The sequence below is a fragment of the Sulfitobacter geojensis genome, from assembly GCF_000622325.1.
Lineage (GTDB): Bacteria > Pseudomonadota > Alphaproteobacteria > Rhodobacterales > Rhodobacteraceae > Sulfitobacter > Sulfitobacter geojensis.
Window position 1 is genome coordinate 2,771,786 of record NZ_JASE01000005.1, and the last position, 15,660, is coordinate 2,787,445.

13 protein-coding genes and 1 riboswitch are annotated in these 15,660 nt (G+C 59.4%); of the genes, 4 read left to right on the top strand and 9 right to left on the bottom strand.

The features are described from left to right. Nucleotides 1-55: 55 nt before the first annotated feature. The 7 genes from Z947_RS0115525 to ftsY form a co-directional block, all read right to left on the bottom strand. A complete protein-coding gene (locus Z947_RS0115525; protein ID WP_025045207.1) occupies nt 56-1,504 on the bottom strand; it encodes a TrkH family potassium uptake protein in 1,449 nt (482 codons plus the stop codon). A 131-nt stretch (nt 1,505-1,635) separates the two neighbouring features. After that, nucleotides 1,636-1,899 (bottom strand): hypothetical protein, encoded by a 264-nt coding sequence (locus tag Z947_RS0115530; protein ID WP_025045208.1) that lies wholly within the window; start codon nt 1,897-1,899, stop codon nt 1,636-1,638. 233 nt (nt 1,900-2,132) lie between these two features. Then, entirely contained in the window at nt 2,133-3,227 is a 1,095-nt protein-coding gene (folE2, locus tag Z947_RS0115535; RefSeq protein WP_025045209.1) for a GTP cyclohydrolase FolE2, read from the bottom strand. A gap of 118 nt (nt 3,228-3,345) precedes the next feature. Beyond that, entirely contained in the window at nt 3,346-4,536 is a 1,191-nt protein-coding gene (gene metZ, locus Z947_RS0115540; protein ID WP_025045210.1) for an O-succinylhomoserine sulfhydrylase, read from the bottom strand. Nucleotides 4,537-4,599: 63 nt separating this feature from the next. Then, nucleotides 4,600-4,676: riboswitch (SAM riboswitch) on the bottom strand. Nucleotides 4,677-4,837: 161 nt separating this feature from the next. Continuing rightward, on the bottom strand, nt 4,838-5,443 hold the full coding sequence (locus Z947_RS0115545) for an inner membrane-spanning protein YciB (RefSeq protein WP_025045211.1): 606 nt from the start codon (nt 5,441-5,443) through the stop codon (nt 4,838-4,840). Between the two features lie 109 nt (nt 5,444-5,552). Further along, nucleotides 5,553-6,455 carry a DMT family transporter gene (locus Z947_RS0115550; RefSeq protein ID WP_025045212.1) on the bottom strand — a complete coding sequence of 301 codons (903 nt, stop codon included), beginning with the start codon at nt 6,453-6,455 and terminating at the stop codon, nt 5,553-5,555. A gap of 10 nt (nt 6,456-6,465) precedes the next feature. Continuing rightward, nucleotides 6,466-7,911: a signal recognition particle-docking protein FtsY gene (ftsY, locus tag Z947_RS0115555; RefSeq protein WP_476726700.1), complete on the bottom strand. Its 1,446-nt coding sequence runs from the start codon at nt 7,909-7,911 to the stop codon at nt 6,466-6,468. A 346-nt stretch (nt 7,912-8,257) separates the two neighbouring features. Between ftsY and Z947_RS0115560 the strand changes: the two genes are divergently transcribed. Then, the gene (locus tag Z947_RS0115560) at nt 8,258-9,154 is read left to right on the top strand and encodes a lytic transglycosylase domain-containing protein (RefSeq protein ID WP_025045214.1); all 897 of its coding nucleotides are present in this window, start codon (nt 8,258-8,260) and stop codon (nt 9,152-9,154) included. A gap of 67 nt (nt 9,155-9,221) precedes the next feature. Here Z947_RS0115560 and Z947_RS0115565 read toward each other — a convergent pair whose 3' ends face one another. Further along, entirely contained in the window at nt 9,222-10,934 is a 1,713-nt protein-coding gene (locus Z947_RS0115565; RefSeq protein WP_025045215.1) for an NAD(P)H-dependent oxidoreductase subunit E, read from the bottom strand. Between the two features lie 182 nt (nt 10,935-11,116). On the opposite strand from Z947_RS0115565, the gene Z947_RS0115570 reads away from it, so the two are divergent. Both Z947_RS0115570 and Z947_RS0115575 read left to right on the top strand, forming a co-directional pair. Continuing rightward, on the top strand, nt 11,117-12,127 hold the full coding sequence (locus tag Z947_RS0115570; RefSeq protein WP_025045216.1) for an alkane 1-monooxygenase: 1,011 nt from the start codon (nt 11,117-11,119) through the stop codon (nt 12,125-12,127). Between the two features lie 40 nt (nt 12,128-12,167). After that, nucleotides 12,168-12,560 (top strand): hypothetical protein, encoded by a 393-nt coding sequence (locus tag Z947_RS0115575; protein ID WP_025045217.1) that lies wholly within the window; start codon nt 12,168-12,170, stop codon nt 12,558-12,560. Nucleotides 12,561-12,652: 92 nt separating this feature from the next. On the opposite strand, the gene xseA is transcribed toward Z947_RS0115575, so the two are convergent. Next, the gene (xseA, locus tag Z947_RS0115580; protein ID WP_025045218.1) at nt 12,653-14,209 is read right to left on the bottom strand and encodes an exodeoxyribonuclease VII large subunit; all 1,557 of its coding nucleotides are present in this window, start codon (nt 14,207-14,209) and stop codon (nt 12,653-12,655) included. Between the two features lie 172 nt (nt 14,210-14,381). Between xseA and purD the strand changes: the two genes are divergently transcribed. Beyond that, nucleotides 14,382-15,647 (top strand): phosphoribosylamine--glycine ligase, encoded by a 1,266-nt coding sequence (gene purD, locus Z947_RS0115585; protein ID WP_025045219.1) that lies wholly within the window; start codon nt 14,382-14,384, stop codon nt 15,645-15,647. The last annotated feature ends 13 nt before the right edge of the window (nt 15,648-15,660 follow it).

The window sequence follows — 15,660 nt, forward strand, 5'->3', positions numbered from 1 at the left end:
TGTGAAATTTGCGCACCCAGTGGTTTTGCATCATGGGCCAGTGTGTGATCCGCCATTAGGCTCTCCAGAATTTAACGGTAAGAATGACATAGACGGCCAGCAGTTCCAGCCGGCCAATCAGCATGGCGACGGTCAGGATCCACTTGGCGGTGTCGTTGAGGCTGGCAAAGTTGCCGGCTGGCCCGATGATCGGCCCCAAGCCGGGCCCGATATTGGCCAAAGCTGCTGCCGCACCAGACACGGATGTGATGAAATCGAGTCCCGTCAGGCTAAGCGCCACTGCCACCAGCCCCAGCGTCACGATAAAGAACATGAAAAACGACATCACCGAGGACAGCACATCGGGGCCGACGGGGCGTCCTTCGTATCGGGGGGTAAAGATGCCGTGGGGCGAACGGATGCGGCGCAACTGGGCGCGGATGGAGGCGAACAACAGCTGATAGCGGAAGATCTTGATTGAACAGGCGGTAGATCCCGCACAACCGCCAATCAGACCGATAAAGAAGAAAAGGGTAACCGCAAAGCCGCCCCATTGCATATAATCGACCGAGGCATATCCGGTGCCCGAAATGATCGACGTGATGTTGAACAGCGCCTCGCGAAAGTTTTTTTCCCACGCATGCGGAAAAACCTGATGCAGGACGATGATCGTCACCCCGACCAGCGCAAGCAACGTCATCATAAAGCCGCGCACCTGCGGATCACGGTGCAGCGCCATTGTATTGCCGTTCAGCAATTGCACGTAGCGTACAAATGGCAAGGCCGCGAGGATCATAAACAGCGATGCTACATATTCCGCGTTGCCCGAAAACGCCCCGAACGACGCATCATAATTGGCAAACCCGCCTGTCGAGATGGTCGTCAAAGAATGCACTGTCGCGTCAAAAATGCTCATGCCGACTGTTACATAGCACAGCACACAAGCAAGCGTCAGCCAGAGGTAGATGACCGAAATCTGGGTGGCAATCTGACCGGCGCGTGGCAGAATTTTCCCAAAGGTGTCAAAGCCTTCGGACTTAAAGATCTGCATGCCGCCGACTTTGAGTTCGGGCAGGAACACCATCGCGACAACAATGATGCCGACGCCCCCGAGCCATTGCAGAATACCGCGCCACAACAGCAAACCTTTGGGCAGTGTCTCAAGCCCGCTCAGCACGGTCGAACCGGTGGTGGTCAGCCCCGACATCGCCTCGAAAAACGCATCCGTGAACCCCGAACCGGTGGCCCCCAACATAAAGGGAAGCGCCCCGAACAGCGGCAACATCAGCCAGACGCCCGTGGTCAGCAGAAAGGTTTGCTGAATGGTTAACCCTTCGCGCACACCGTTGGCACAGGCCAATGCAATCATGCCTCCGGCCAGCGTGGTGATCAGTGCGGATTCAGCAAAGACACGCCAATGTCCGCGCCCTTCGGCCACATCCACCAGCATTGGCAGGATCATGGCCACACCCAGCACGGCCACCAACAAGCCGACAACATATCCAACAGGGCGCAAATCCAACATAGGCGCAGCGTTGGCGCGGGGGCTGTGAAGTGTCAAGCGATCACCGATCTGTAAAAACGAAAATGGCCCGCCCTTCCCCGAAAATCAGGGGCAGGAACGGACCATTTACCGGATTGAACTGCGGCGCAGCTTCAGAGGTAATACAGATCGCGGAATACGTAGTTGACGATCTCGTCGCGCTTGATGCCCATCTCGGCAAGCTGCGCGTCTGATTTTGACTGCAGATAGTGAACTTGATCCACACGGCGCTGGCCGGTCGAGGCCATTGCGAGCGTGTTGATGAAACCTTCGAATTTTGCCCCGAGGCGGGCAAAGAAGTTGCGGGTCGCTGTGATCTCGTTGCTCAGGATCGCGGAGGCATCAGCAGCGTTGGTCGCGAAGTCGTTGTAAGCCATGATATGTGCTTCTTTATTGTGTGTTACTTTTCATCCATCAAGATAGGGACATGCTGCATCGCAGAAAACACACAATACTGCATAGCCGCTGCCTGTGAAACGCATGCCGCGACGCAGCGTAAAGCAAAACGGCGCGCCCGAAGGCACGCCGTTTGAAATTTTTCCGGTTGGCTCAAAACGTCGCATTACACCGCGATCAGCCTTATTCTTTGGAAGATCAGGACACGGATGCCCTAGCCGACATGGAACAGGGTATTGAACAGCTTGGGATCAATGCTTTGCATTTCGAAGGTGGGTCCTTCGGTCAGGACAGAGATCGCGTCGTGGCTGTGCAGGCTTTCCTGATGGCTGGCGATCACGCGAAAATCGCCGATGCGGGGCTCTGCCTGCAATTGTTCGCAAAACAGACGCGCCGCATCTTCAACAAAAATCGGATTGGCCGCGTTAAGTTCGGCAAAGGCTTGTTCGTCCTCGCGTTTGACCATCACTTGGGTTTCCGTTGGCACCGCGCGGCGGCACGCATCGATCAGGTCCTCGAACCACAGGCAACTGTCGTCCTCATTGATCACCGCAGACACCCGCGCAACCGAGCGCTGCGAGTGCGGCGTGGCAAGCTGCCCCCGCGTCGCGCGGGCATGTTCGGACAGCTCCAGCGAACAGGGACAGGTGCTGGAATAGACGTAATCAAGGTGGATCATTTTACGCCGCACCCCGTCTTTTTCCACCAACTCCAGCGCGACATCGTAATACTGATAGCCCGACAGACCGGAGCGCAGGCTTTCGATTCTCATCGGAAAACTGAACCGCATCTGAATGCGCGCATCCATGCTTTCCAGATCCGCCTTGTAATCGTCCAACGCCGCTTCGATCACTTCAAAGCTGAACGTGCGCTCAGCATGTTTGTAAAAGCTGCGCATGATGCGGGACATATTGATGCCCTTCTTGTCCGCCTCAAGGCTGACCGATCCTGTCACCGAGGTTTCCAGCGTCAGATCGCCGTTATCACGGGTGTGGAAGCCGATGGGCAAACGGAAGTTCGATATGCCCACATGCTGGATTTGCTGCTTTGCGCCGCGGATCAGACTAGAGGGACCGTTTTGCAGATCCGGCAGGCTGGCGTGATAGGTATCACCGACGGCAAAATCATCAGGATAGACCCGGTTGAATTCGGGATAAGCACCGGTCTGCGACAGCAGCCGGGTGACGGCGGGATCAAGTGCGTCGATCTCGGCCGCAGTGGCGCTTGTCGCCCATGCCTTGAGCGTGGCAAGCGCCTGCTCTGCCTGCGCCCGTTCGGGAGCCTTTTCAACAGACGTTATGACATTCATCGGCTTCGCCCCCTCTGGCCGCTACACCATCCATACTTAGGACGTCGTACCAGGATTACCAACACCGATGTAACATAGGCGGTTCAACGGGGGATAAGCCCCCGTAAAACCGACATAATCAGTGCGAAAGCGCCGCCATGAAATCTGCGATCAGATCATCAGGGTCTTCCAGACCAATCGAAATACGCACCAAACCCGGTGTGATCCCCAACGCGTCCTTCTGATCCTGCGGCAAGCGCTGGTGGGTGGTAAAGGCCGGCGGCGTAAGGATGGTTTTCGCATCCCCAAGGTTGTTGGAGATGATACCGATCTTGCAGGCATTCAGGAACCGGTAGGACGCTTCCTTGCCGCCTTTCACTTCGATGGCAAGCATGGTGCCCCCTGCCCCCATCTGCGACATGGCCAAGGCGTGCTGTGGATGGCTGTCCAGACCGGGATAGATGACCTTGCTCAGCTGCGCATGCCCCTGCAACGCCTGCGCAACCTGTGCTGCTGCTGCGGTCTGCGCCTTGACCCGCAGCGCCATGGTTTCCAGCCCCTTCAACATGATCCACGCGGTAAACGGGCTCATCGAGCCGCCCGTGTGCTTCATGAAAGGTTCAACCGTTTTACGGATTAATTCACGGCTGCCCAGGATCACCCCGCCAAGGGCGCGGCCCTGTCCGTCAATGTGTTTCGTGGCAGAATAGATCACCAGATCAACGCCCTGCGCGATGGCATTCGAATAGACCGGTGTGGCAAAAACATTGTCGCAGACCACCAGTGCCCCGTTTTCATGGGCCAGTTCTGCTACCGCTTTGATATCAACCAGCTCCAACGCCGGATTCGACAGGGATTCAAAAAACACGGCCCGCGTGTCAGGGCGGATCGCCGCCTCCCACTGGGCCAGATCGCCGCCGTCGACCAATGTCACCTCGACGCCGAAACGCGGCAGGATTTCCTCGGCAATGTACAGGCACGATCCAAACAATGCGCGCGCCGACACAACATGATCGCCCGCCTTGAGGATCGACATCAAAGCGCCGTTAACCGCCGCCATGCCGGACGCCGTGGCAAAGGCATCTTCGGCCCCTTCCAGCGCTGCAATGCGTTCTTCGAACATTGCCACCGTCGGGTTGCCGTAGCGCGCATAGATGAATTCATCCGGCCCGATGCTTTCAAAACGCGCTTCTGCCTGTTCGGCCGTGTCATACACAAAGCCCTGCGTCATGAAGATCGCCTCGGACACCTCGCCGTACTGGCTGCGTCTTGTACCGGCGTGCACGGCCTTGGTGGCCTTGTTCCATGTATTTCGGGTGTCGTCGCTCATGTGCTTATCCTTCCGTCCCGACCAAGCGGGCAATAAAAAACCCCAGACGCGGTCAAGCGAAAGGGGGCTTTCATCCTGACCTTTTAGCAGATTGTTTAACGTGGCCCGCAATCCGGTAACAAATCACCACAGCGTTCAGTTACGCCTGTCACGCGGTTTCGTCAATCCGCGACCTGACACAGCGGTACGATTTCGCCGCCCCATGCCAAAAGCGCGTGCCGATTGAGGAACAGGCGAAACGCGCAAGACCGCAGCATGTTTTCTTTGAAAGAAAACGGGCGGAAATTTTAAAAATTTCCGGCTACTCCGCCTCGTCTGTTTCGGTAAAGCGCTCAAGGGCGACGATCTGCGTCCAGAGAAACACGAACATCAACAGTGGAAATCCGAAGGTTTCGATCTTGACCCAGGCATCTGTCGACATCGTTCGCCAGACCACTTCGTTCGCAACGGCCAGAGCGATAAAGAACACCGTCAAGCGGCGCGTCAGCAGCATCCAGCCCTCATGTTTCATCGGGATCATTTCCGACATGACATAGGCCAGATAGCTTTGCCCCCGGATCAGCCCGATCGACAGGATCGCTGCAAAAAACGCATAAACAATCGTGGTTTTCATTTTGAAAAACCGTTCGTCATTGAACCAGGCCGTCAACCCGCCAAAGAAGATCACCATAAAGGCTGTGAAAATCTGCATCCGGCTAAGTTGCCCTGTCAGCATCCATAGTACTGCCATCGACACCAGCAGGATGGGCACAAACACCAGTGTCGCAACGATAAATCCGCTATATTCTGTGCCGCCAAAGGTGAACAGATCGTCGCGGATGCGCAGGTAGATCACAAAGAACAGCAAGGGCGGGCCCAGCTCAAGCACCTGTTTCAGGATCGGATTAATCGTCTTTGGTTCACTCATGACTGCTCTCTTTTTACGTTTCCGGAAAACCCGCAGCGCGGTTGCCGCGCAAGCGGTGTCGCCGCGCCGAGGGCGCAATGCGCCGTTTTGCGGGGTTTTCCAATACGCTTTATCCGCCCATCTCCACTATCACAGCGCCCAGCGCAATCAATGCCATCAGCGCGACACGGCGCGGGCCGACGGTTTCTTTCAAAAACACCACCCCAATGACGGCGGCAAACACCGTTGATGTTTCGCGCAAAACAGCCGCTTCGCCGACCTTATCCAGCCGCGTCGCCATCATGATCGCGCCAAAGCTGAGGAACGCGATGATACCGCCGGCAAATCCGCGCGTCATCAGCGGCCAAAGCGCCGGTGCGTCCGGCATCCGCCGCCAACGGCGCACCGCGATGAACGGCATGACCAGCCCGTCAATCATGAAAAACCATGCGAGGAACGTGAAAGGGTTCTGTGTCGCGCGGATGCCGTAGGCGTCAAACGTGGTGTAAAGGGCGACGAACAGCCCTGTCAGCACCGCAATCCCGAGGGCCGCGTTCAGCGTATCCCGCTCGGCCACCAGATTGCGCATGTTATAAAGCGCAAGACCGAAGATGCCCGCCAACAACACGCCAACCCCCAACCATTGCGTACCGGTAAAGCGTTCCTCAAAGATCAGATAGGCACCAATCACAGCGAACAGCGGTCCCGTGCCGCGCACCACCGGATAGACCACCGTATAGGCCCCTTTGGTATAGGCCCAAGCCTGCAAGCACTTGTAAATAATATGAATAACGAAGGCCCCGAAAAAGACCGCCCACATGTGAGGCTCGGGCCAGGGCACAACGAACAGGGCAAAAGGCGCAGCCATGATGCAATAGGAAAAATCAATCGCGCCGCGCGTCAGCCACGGATCATGACGCCCCTTTTGCAGCGCACCAAAGACGGCGTGCAGGATCGCCGCCATGATGGCGAGGAACAGCGCAACAGTATGACCGGTTTCGGTCCCTTCAATGGAAAGCAGCCAGTCGGTCATCAGGGTGCATTCACCGCTCGTACCCGACCAGCGCGTCGGCAAATTCCTGAGGATCGAACGGCGACAGATCATCAATCTGTTCGCCCACACCAATCGCATGGATCGGCAGGCCGAATTTATCTGCCAGTGCCACCAGTACGCCACCTTTGGCCGTGCCATCCAGCTTGGTCATCACCAAACCGGACACATCCGAAATATCCTGAAACACCTTTACCTGATTAAGCGCGTTCTGACCGGTCGTGGCATCCAGCACCAACAGGGTGTTATGCGGCGCGGTTTCGTCTTTCTTACGAATAACCCGCACGATCTTGGCCAGTTCTTCCATCAGATCGCTGCGGTTTTGCAACCGCCCTGCCGTGTCGATCAGCAACAAATCGGCCCCTTCCGCTTCGGCCTGTGCCATCGCATCAAAGGCAAGGCTGGCGGGGTCCGACCCCTGCGCCGCCGTCAACACCGGCACGCCTGCGCGTTCGCCCCAGACCTGCAATTGTTCCACCGCAGCGGCGCGAAACGTGTCACCGGCAGCAATCACCACGGATTTGCCCGCGGCCTTGAACTGGCTGGCCAGCTTTCCGATCGTTGTCGTTTTGCCCGATCCGTTGACACCCACGACCAGAACCACCTGCGGCGTCTTGGGATAGAGAGGTAAGGGGCGCGCCACGGGGTCCATGATCCGCGCGATTTCATCTGCCATCAGGGCTTTGATCTCTGACACCGACAGCTTTTTACCGAAACGCCCTTCGGCCATGTTCGCCGTGACCCGCAGAGCGGTGTCCACCCCCATGTCGGCGGCGATCAACAGCTCTTCGAGCTGCTCAAGCATGTCGTCATCCAAGACGCGGCGCACCACCGTTTTCGGAGCGGCGCGACCCATAAGGCGCCCCAGCAGTCCGCGTTTGTCAGCGGGGGTGGATGCGGTGTCGCTCAGGTCGGAGGCGAGATCAGGCGCTACGGGTGTGAGTGTGGTCTTCAACGGTTCGGGTGGTGTCGGCGCGGCCTGCGCTGCCGCGTCTTTCGCCGCTTCAGCCTCACGCTGTATCTGCTCCGCTGCTGCCTCTGCTTCAGCCGCGCGCTGTTTCTGCTCCGCTGCCGCCTGCTCTGCCGCCTCGCGCCGGGACTGCTCTTGTGACTTGCGTGCTTCCTCTTGCTGGCGCGCGGTAATTTCCTCTTGAGCCGCTTGCGCGGCGCGGCGCTGCTCTTCGGCCTGTCGCGCGACCTCGGCCAAGGCTTCTTCCTCGCGCAAACGCGCCGCCTCTGCCTCACCGGCGGCATCCTCTTCCGCCTGCTTGGCCGCTGCATCTGCGGCTTCGCGAATTTTCTGCGCCTGCGCGGCGCGCTCCAGCTCTGCCGCTTGAACACGTGCTGCCGCTTGTGCCGCCGCGCGCGCCTCCTCCTGTGCCAACTCCTCTGCCGCCAGCCGCGCCTCTCGCTGCGCCGCTTCTACCTCGGCAGCCACGCGGGCGGCTTCCGCTTGCGCCGCCTGCTCTATCAGAACGGCCTCGGCCTCTTCCTTTTCGGCCTGCACTGCCGCATCAGCTGCTTTCGCTTCGGTCTCGATTGATGCTGCGGCCTCTTGCGGTGCCAGCTCTTCGGCCTGCTCCTGAGTGCCGCCATCACCAACAATCGCTTCAAGCCCCTCGTCAATCTTGGACGAGGATTTGAACAAACGGTCTTTTAGTTTCTTGAAAAACGCCAAGGAGGGTCTCCGCATCAGTTTCGTTCAGGCTTACCCGCTCAGCCCGAGGGATGGAAGTGCGCCTGTCGCAATTGACATAGGTGCCCAACCCCCGCAACAACACCCCATGCGATATGCTCTGACCCTTATCACCGCCCTGTTCATCACGGGTTTTGGCCCTGCGGCGCACGCCGATCCCGGTCGCATGTGTTCCTCGCAAAAATGGGGGCATGCGCACTGCATCCGGCCGGCGCATTTCGTTTATGATACCTGCAACGCGATCAGAGAATTCTCGCGACGCCACGGGTTGGACAGCGGTTTCTTTGCGCGGCTGATCTGGCAGGAAAGCCGGTTTGATCCCAACGCCCTAAGCCATGCCAATGCACGAGGGATTGCGCAGTTCATCCCGTCAACCGCGAAACTGCGTGGATTGAAAGACCCTTATAATCCGGCCGACGCGCTCGAACACTCCGCGCAATATCTGGCCGAGATGCTGCGCAAATACGGCAATGAGGGTATGGCTGCGATTGGCTATAACGGGGGCGAACGGCGCGCCGAAGGGTTCTTGAAAGGCAAAGGGCTGGCCCCGGAAACCGTGAACTACGTGCCCGTCATCACAGGTTTGAATGCCGAAGACTGGCGCGATGGTAAACCCAAAGACCAAGATATGCGGCTGTCCAAAACCCAAAGCTTTCTGCCGGCGTGCTATGCAATGGCGCAGAAACGCCGGATCACCCCCTTGGCAAGGCCGAAGCCACCAGCGCCCGCTTTCAAACCTTGGGGTGTGCAAGTCGGGTTTGCCCAATCCAGAAAGGGAGCACAAGCAGCAGCGCGGTCAAAAACCGCCCGTTGTCGGGGGGTCCTGGGACGTGAGAAAGCGGAACTGATTTACAAGCCCCATAAAGTGGCGCGCAAAAAGGGCTATTATTTCGCACGGTTCGGGCGCAACAGCAAAAACGGTGCGCGTCAGCTGTGCAGCGCCATGCGCCGCAGCGGCTGTTCCTGTCGTGTGATGCAGAACTGAGGTTTTGCAGCGGGGTCGGAATTTTTGAAAAATTCCGACCGATATCTTTCAAAGGAATCGCGCCCCCCTAAATCTCGTCCGCAAAATGTTTCATGACCATGCGGATCGGGTTCGGTGCCGCCTGCCCAAGCCCGCAGATCGAGGCATCGACCATCGCGCTCGACAGCTCTTCCAGCAATCCGGTGTCCCAGCTGTCCGCCTGCATCAGCTTGACCGCTTTTTCACAGCCAACCCGACAGGGCGTACACTGCCCACAGCTTTCATCCTCGAAAAACCGCAACATATTCAGCGCAGCCGCGCGTGCAGAATCATCCTCGGACAGAATGACAACCGCCGCAGACCCGATAAATGTGCCATGCGGTTGCAAGGTATCGAAATCCAGTGGCACATCGTCCATGCTTGCCGGCAACAACCCCGAGGACGGCCCGCCCGGTTGATAGGCCTTGAACACCTGCCCCTCGGCCATACCACCCGCCGCCGCAATGACGTCCGTGATCGTTGATCCCGCCGCCAGCAGATACACCCCCGGATGCGCCACCCGTCCCGAAACAGAATAGGACCGCAAGCCCTTGCGCCCGTTCAGCTCTGTCCCCGACAGAACCTCCGGCCCTTCGCGGCAAATGCGCGTCACCCAATGCAGGGTTTCGACGTTATGCACCAATGTCGGCTGTCCGAATATTCCGACCTGCGCCACAAACGGCGGTCGGTGACGCGGCAAGCCGCGCTTGCCCTCGATGCTTTCGATCATCGCGGATTCCTCACCGCAGATATAGGCCCCCGCGCCGCGCCGCAGGTCGATATAGCCCGCCTCGACAATACCCGCGTTTTCCAAGGCCTTGATCTCGCGCGCCAAAATCTCCAGCACCGCCGGATATTCATCGCGCATGTAGATAAACACTTTTTCCGCCTCGACTGCCCAAGCGGCGATCAACATGCCCTCAAGAAACAAATGCGGCACACGCTCGAGGTAATGGCGATCCTTGAACGTGCCGGGTTCGCCCTCGTCGCCGTTCACGGCCATGTAACGCGGCCCCTCATTGGCCCGCACAAATCCCCATTTCTTGCCCGACGGGAACCCCGCCCCGCCAAGCCCGCGCAGCCCAGATGACAACACCTTGTCCTGCACGGCTTCCCAATCGCCATCCTTGCGCAGCTCTTTCAGCGTTTCATAGCCGCCTGCCGCCGCATAGGCATCAAAGCCTTCGTATTCCGGCATATGCGCATGGGTATGGCCGGCTTTGATCGCAGCCTCGACCTTCTCGACGGTCGCGTGATCAATATGATGATGCCCCAGCTCCAGCACCGGCGCGGTATCACAACGCCCCATGCAGGGCGCGCGCAGCACACGCACTTCACTGGCATCCAGCCCATCCTCCAGCGCGGCCTTCAGCGCCTGCGCACCCGCCAGTTCACACGAAAGGGAATCACAGACACGGATCGTCAAGGCAGGCGGTGGCGCCTCCCCCTCCTTGACCACATCGAAATGCGCATAAAAGGTCGCAACCTCATAAACCTCGGCCATCGACATGCGCATCTCTTCGGCCAATGCGCGCAAATGCGCCGCAGAAAGGCAACCATACTTGTCCTGAATGAGATGCAGAAACTCGATCAACAAATCTGCGCGGCGCGGCTGTTCGCCCAAAAGCGCACGCACCTCTTCCCAAGGACCATCAACCAGCTGGCGCCCCTTGGTGTGATGGCGCCCTTTGCCCTTGCCGGACTTCCAAACGCCCTTTTCAGGGCCTTTGCCCGCCGCTTTGTCGTGCTGATCCAGCGCCATGTCGCGTTCCTCTCATCCGATGTTCCTGCCCTTCTATCAAAAACCCTGCCTGTGCCGCGATCCGAAAACGACAATTCCCTAACGCTTTGCGCGTAGATTCTCCCCCGGCACAGGCCCGATTTCTCCTTTGACGCGCCGGATTTCGCCTATAAGAAACAGACCTGATCTGAGGAAAGACACAGATGCTCTGGTATGCCATCGCCAGCCTGACCCCCGCCGCCCTGCTCGGACTTGCTGCGCTGTTTGGCGGGCCCTTCCCGCTGCTTGGCCTCATGTCGATCACCGTGCTGGTGTTCTTCATGGACAAGCTGACGCGCCAGCTTCCCGACACGACCTCAACAGGCCGCCGCCTCAGCTTGGTGCTCGCTGCGGTGCATTTCCCGCTCTTGGTCCTTGGTGTCTGGGCCTTGGGCGCACATACCGCCCTTACCCTGATCGACAAGCTGCTGATTTTCACCGGTCTCGGCCTCTATTTCGGACAGGTCTCCAACTCGAACGCGCACGAGCTGATCCACGCCAGCGCCCGCCTGCCCCGCCGCATCGGCATCGCAATCTACATCTCGCTGCTGCACGGGCATCATGTTTCCGCCCATCTGCGCGTCCACCACATTTTTGCCGCGACAGACGCCGATCCCAATTCCGCCCGCGCGGGCGAAGGGTTCTGGGCCTTTGCCCTACGCGCGCTGCGCGGTGAATTTGTCGCGGGCTGGCATGCAGACAGCCGACATCGCAGCCGCACACCAGCGCGCTCCCCGCTGTCCCACCCTTATGTCGCCTATATCGCCGGTGGCATATTGATGCTGATCTGCGCTTTGCTGATCGGCGGTTTCAAAGGCCTCATCCTTTATCTCTGCCTCGCGCTATATGCCCAACTACAGCTGCTGCTCTCGGATTATGTGCAGCACTACGGCTTGCGCCGCGCCCCCCAATCCAACGGCAAACCCGAACCTATGGGCTCGCAGCACAGCTGGAATGCCCCCAAATGGTACTCCAACGCCATGATGCTGAACGCACCCCGACATTCCGATCACCACATGCACCCTGCCCGCGCGTTTCCGGCTCTGCGCATCCAACCCAACCACATGCCGATGCTACCCCACTCCCTGCCGGTGATGGCCGTCCTTGCCTTGTTCCCACCGCTCTGGCGGCGCGTCATGGACCGCCGACTCGCAAAATGGCAAAATCCCGCCTGAGCCTCTGGCCGCGCGCTGCAATTTCTGCCAGTCTCCCCCTATGAAAACGCTCGCTCTTCTCCTCGCCCTCTGTGCTGCCCCCCTTGCCGCACAACAGACCATGACGGCCGATGAATTTGACGCCTATACCAAAGGCAAAACCCTGTTCTACGGCAAAACAGGTCAGGCCTACGGCGCTGAAATATATCATGAAAACCGCCGCGTTGAGTGGTCTTTTCTGGATGGCGATTGCAAAGAAGGCGAATGGTACGAAGCGGACGGGCTGATCTGCTTTGTCTACGAAAACAACCCGAACCCGCAGTGCTGGAGCTTTATCAAAGGGGCCAACGGGCTGATCGCAAGGTTCGAAAACCGCCCCGACACCACCGAACTATATGAAGCAAACGAAGGGGCTGAGAAAATGCTCTGCCTCGGCCCCAAAGTCGGCGTCTAACATCACCGCCTGAACGCTGCCTCTCCCCTCTTTTTGGCCTTATATACTGTCCGCACTATCAACCGACACCGCCCGCTGCGGCACCCACATCCTTACAACAATGACCCCTGCTCGGGCGGGGTTTCAACCGGCTTTTTGCGCGGTGCCGTCTTCCCACCCACACTCATCCGCCCGTCCGCAAATTCGATCTCCAACGCCGCGGCCTGTTTCGCCGAATTGGTATCGGTCACCACCGCGCCATCCCCGCGCACCACCGCATACCCCCGCGCCAGTGTCGCCTTGTAACTCATCGTTTCGCGCAACCGCTCAAGCCCCGCGAGCCGCTCGCGCCATCCGCGCGTTTGCCGTGTGCCGGCATCCGACAGGCGCACCGACAATTTGCCAAAGGCCTCGGCCTTAGCCGACCGCTCCCGCGCCAAAGCAGACGGCCTAAACCCCTGCGCGCGGCTTTCGTAGCGGTCGCGTTTCGCGGCCACACCACGGGCCAACGCAGGCGCAAGCCGCACCGACAAGGCGTCCAGCCGCCGCCGGTCATTGGCGATCCGCTGGCGCAACGTTGCCGGCCGCAAAGACCCCGACGCATCAGCCAATCGCACGCGACGGCGCTGCACACCGGCAATCAACGCCGGCCCCAGCTGTTCGCCCGCACGATCCAGCCGCTGACGCGGCCCGTCCAGCAAGGTGTCCGCACGCGGCAAAGCCCGCGCCATATCGCGCAGGCGTTGTCCCCGCGCGCTCAGGCCATTGCTCACCAACTGCCCCATCCGCGCCGATTGTCCCTCTAGCCAAGCCGCCAGTTCGTGACGCACGGGCACCGCCAGTTCAGCCGCCGCCGTCGGCGTTGGCGCGCGCATGTCCGAGACAAAGTCAATCAGGGTCGTATCCGTCTCATGCCCCACCGCAGAAATCAGCGGAATCGCACTTGCCGCCGCTGCTCGCGCGACGACTTCTTCGTTAAATCCCCATAGATCCTCAACCGACCCGCCGCCCCGCGCCACGATCAACAAATCCGGACGGGGCAGCGCCCCACCGGGCGTCATCGCGTTGAACCCGTCAATCGCGCGGGCCACTTCGGGCGCGCATTTTGCGCCTTGCACCGCTACCGGCCAGATCAGCACCTTGCGCGGAAACCGGTCGCGCAACCGGTGCAGGATGTCACGGATCACCGCCCCCGAGGGCGAGGTCACCACCCCGATGACCTCCGGCAGGTAGGGAAGAGGCCGCTTGCGCGCCGGATCAAACAAGCCTTCCGCCGCCAGCAGTTTCTTGCGTTTCTCAAGCAGCGCCATCAACGCGCCCATGCCCGCCGGTTTTATGTCTTCAATCACGATCTGATACTTTGACTGCCCGCCAAAGGTCGTTATCCGCCCCGTGGCAATCACCTCCATGCCCTCTTCGGGCTGGGTCTCAAGCCGCGACGACACGCCTTTCCAGATGACACCGGAGATTACCGATTTGTCGTCTTTCAGATCCAGATAGATATGCCCCGAACGCGGTCGGCTGACGCGCCCGACCTCGCCCTTGATGCGCACATGGGAAAACTCGCCCTCGATCACCCGCTTGATCGCGCCGGACAGTTCTGTGACCGAAAACTCGGGGCTGTTCTGCCCGGGCTCCACGCCCTCTGGTGTATCGTCAAACATGTCCATCAGATCGCCTCGCCTCTCCGCCGACCCTTCGATAGCTTGCCCGAGCGTCACCGCGCCTGGGACATTGTCGATATGGGTCGGTTCTATCAAACGGCGCAGGGCCTAGATTGCCTTGCCCCTCGCCGCCCCACAGCTTAGAACGCCCGCAATCAAAGGCCAAGGGAGCACGCCCATGAATATCCTCATCTTAGGCAGCGGCGGACGCGAACACAGCCTTGCTTGGGCGACTTTGCAGAACCCCAAATGTGACAAGCTGATTGTCGCACCGGGCAATGCAGGCATCGCGAAAATTGCCGATTGCGCCAAGATCGACATCATGGATGGCCCCGAAGTCATCAATTTTTGCGAAGAAAACAGCATCGATTTTGTCATCGTCGGACCCGAAGCGCCCCTTGCAGCGGGTGTGGCCGATGATCTGCGCGGTGCGGGGTTTCTGGTGTTCGGCCCCTCCAAGGCCGCGGCACAGTTGGAAGCCTCCAAAGCCTTTACCAAAGAGATCTGCGCGGCCAGCAATGCGCCCACCGCCGGTTATGCACATTTCACCGACCACGCCAGCGCCAGCGCCTATGTCACCCAAACGCCTGCCCCCTTGGTGATCAAAGCAGACGGTCTGGCCGCGGGCAAGGGCGTGATCATCGCCATGACCGACGCCGAAGCCGCCGCAGCGGTGGACGAAATGTTCGACGGTGCCTTTGGCGATGCGGGTGCCGAGGTGGTGATCGAAGAATTCATGGAAGGCGAAGAGGCCTCGTTTTTTGTCCTGTGCGACGGCGAAAACGTCCTGCCTATCGGCACTGCACAGGATCACAAACGTGTTGGCGACGGCGACACGGGTCCCAATACCGGCGGCATGGGGGCCTATTCCCCGGCACCTGTGCTGTCGGATGAAATTGCGCAAAAGGCGCTCGATGAAATCATCCGCCCCACCATGGCCGAAATGGCAAAACGCGGCATGCCCTATCAGGGTGTGCTTTATGCCGGTCTGATGATTAAAGACGGCCAGCCCCGTCTGGTGGAATACAACGCACGTTTTGGCGACCCTGAATGTCAGGTCCTGATGATGCGACTTGGCGCACAGGCGTTTGATCTGATCCATGCCGCCTCCGAAAGCCGTTTGTCGGACATGCGGGTGAACTGGGCCGCCGATCACGCCATCACGGTGGTGATGGCGGCCAAGGGATACCCCGCAGCCTATGAAAAAGGGTCTGTGATCAAAGGGCTGAACGAAATGTCCGAGGACAGCAGCAATATGGTGTTCCATGCGGGCACGACGGCCAAGGACGGTGCCATCACCGCCACCGGCGGGCGCGTATTGAACGTCACAGCCCGTGGTGCCAGCCTGCAAGAAGCCCGCAACCGCGCCTATGATATGGTCAGCCGGATCGACTGGCCCGAAGGGTTCAACCGCAGTGACATCGGCTGGCGGGCGTTGGATTAAACAGCAAATACGG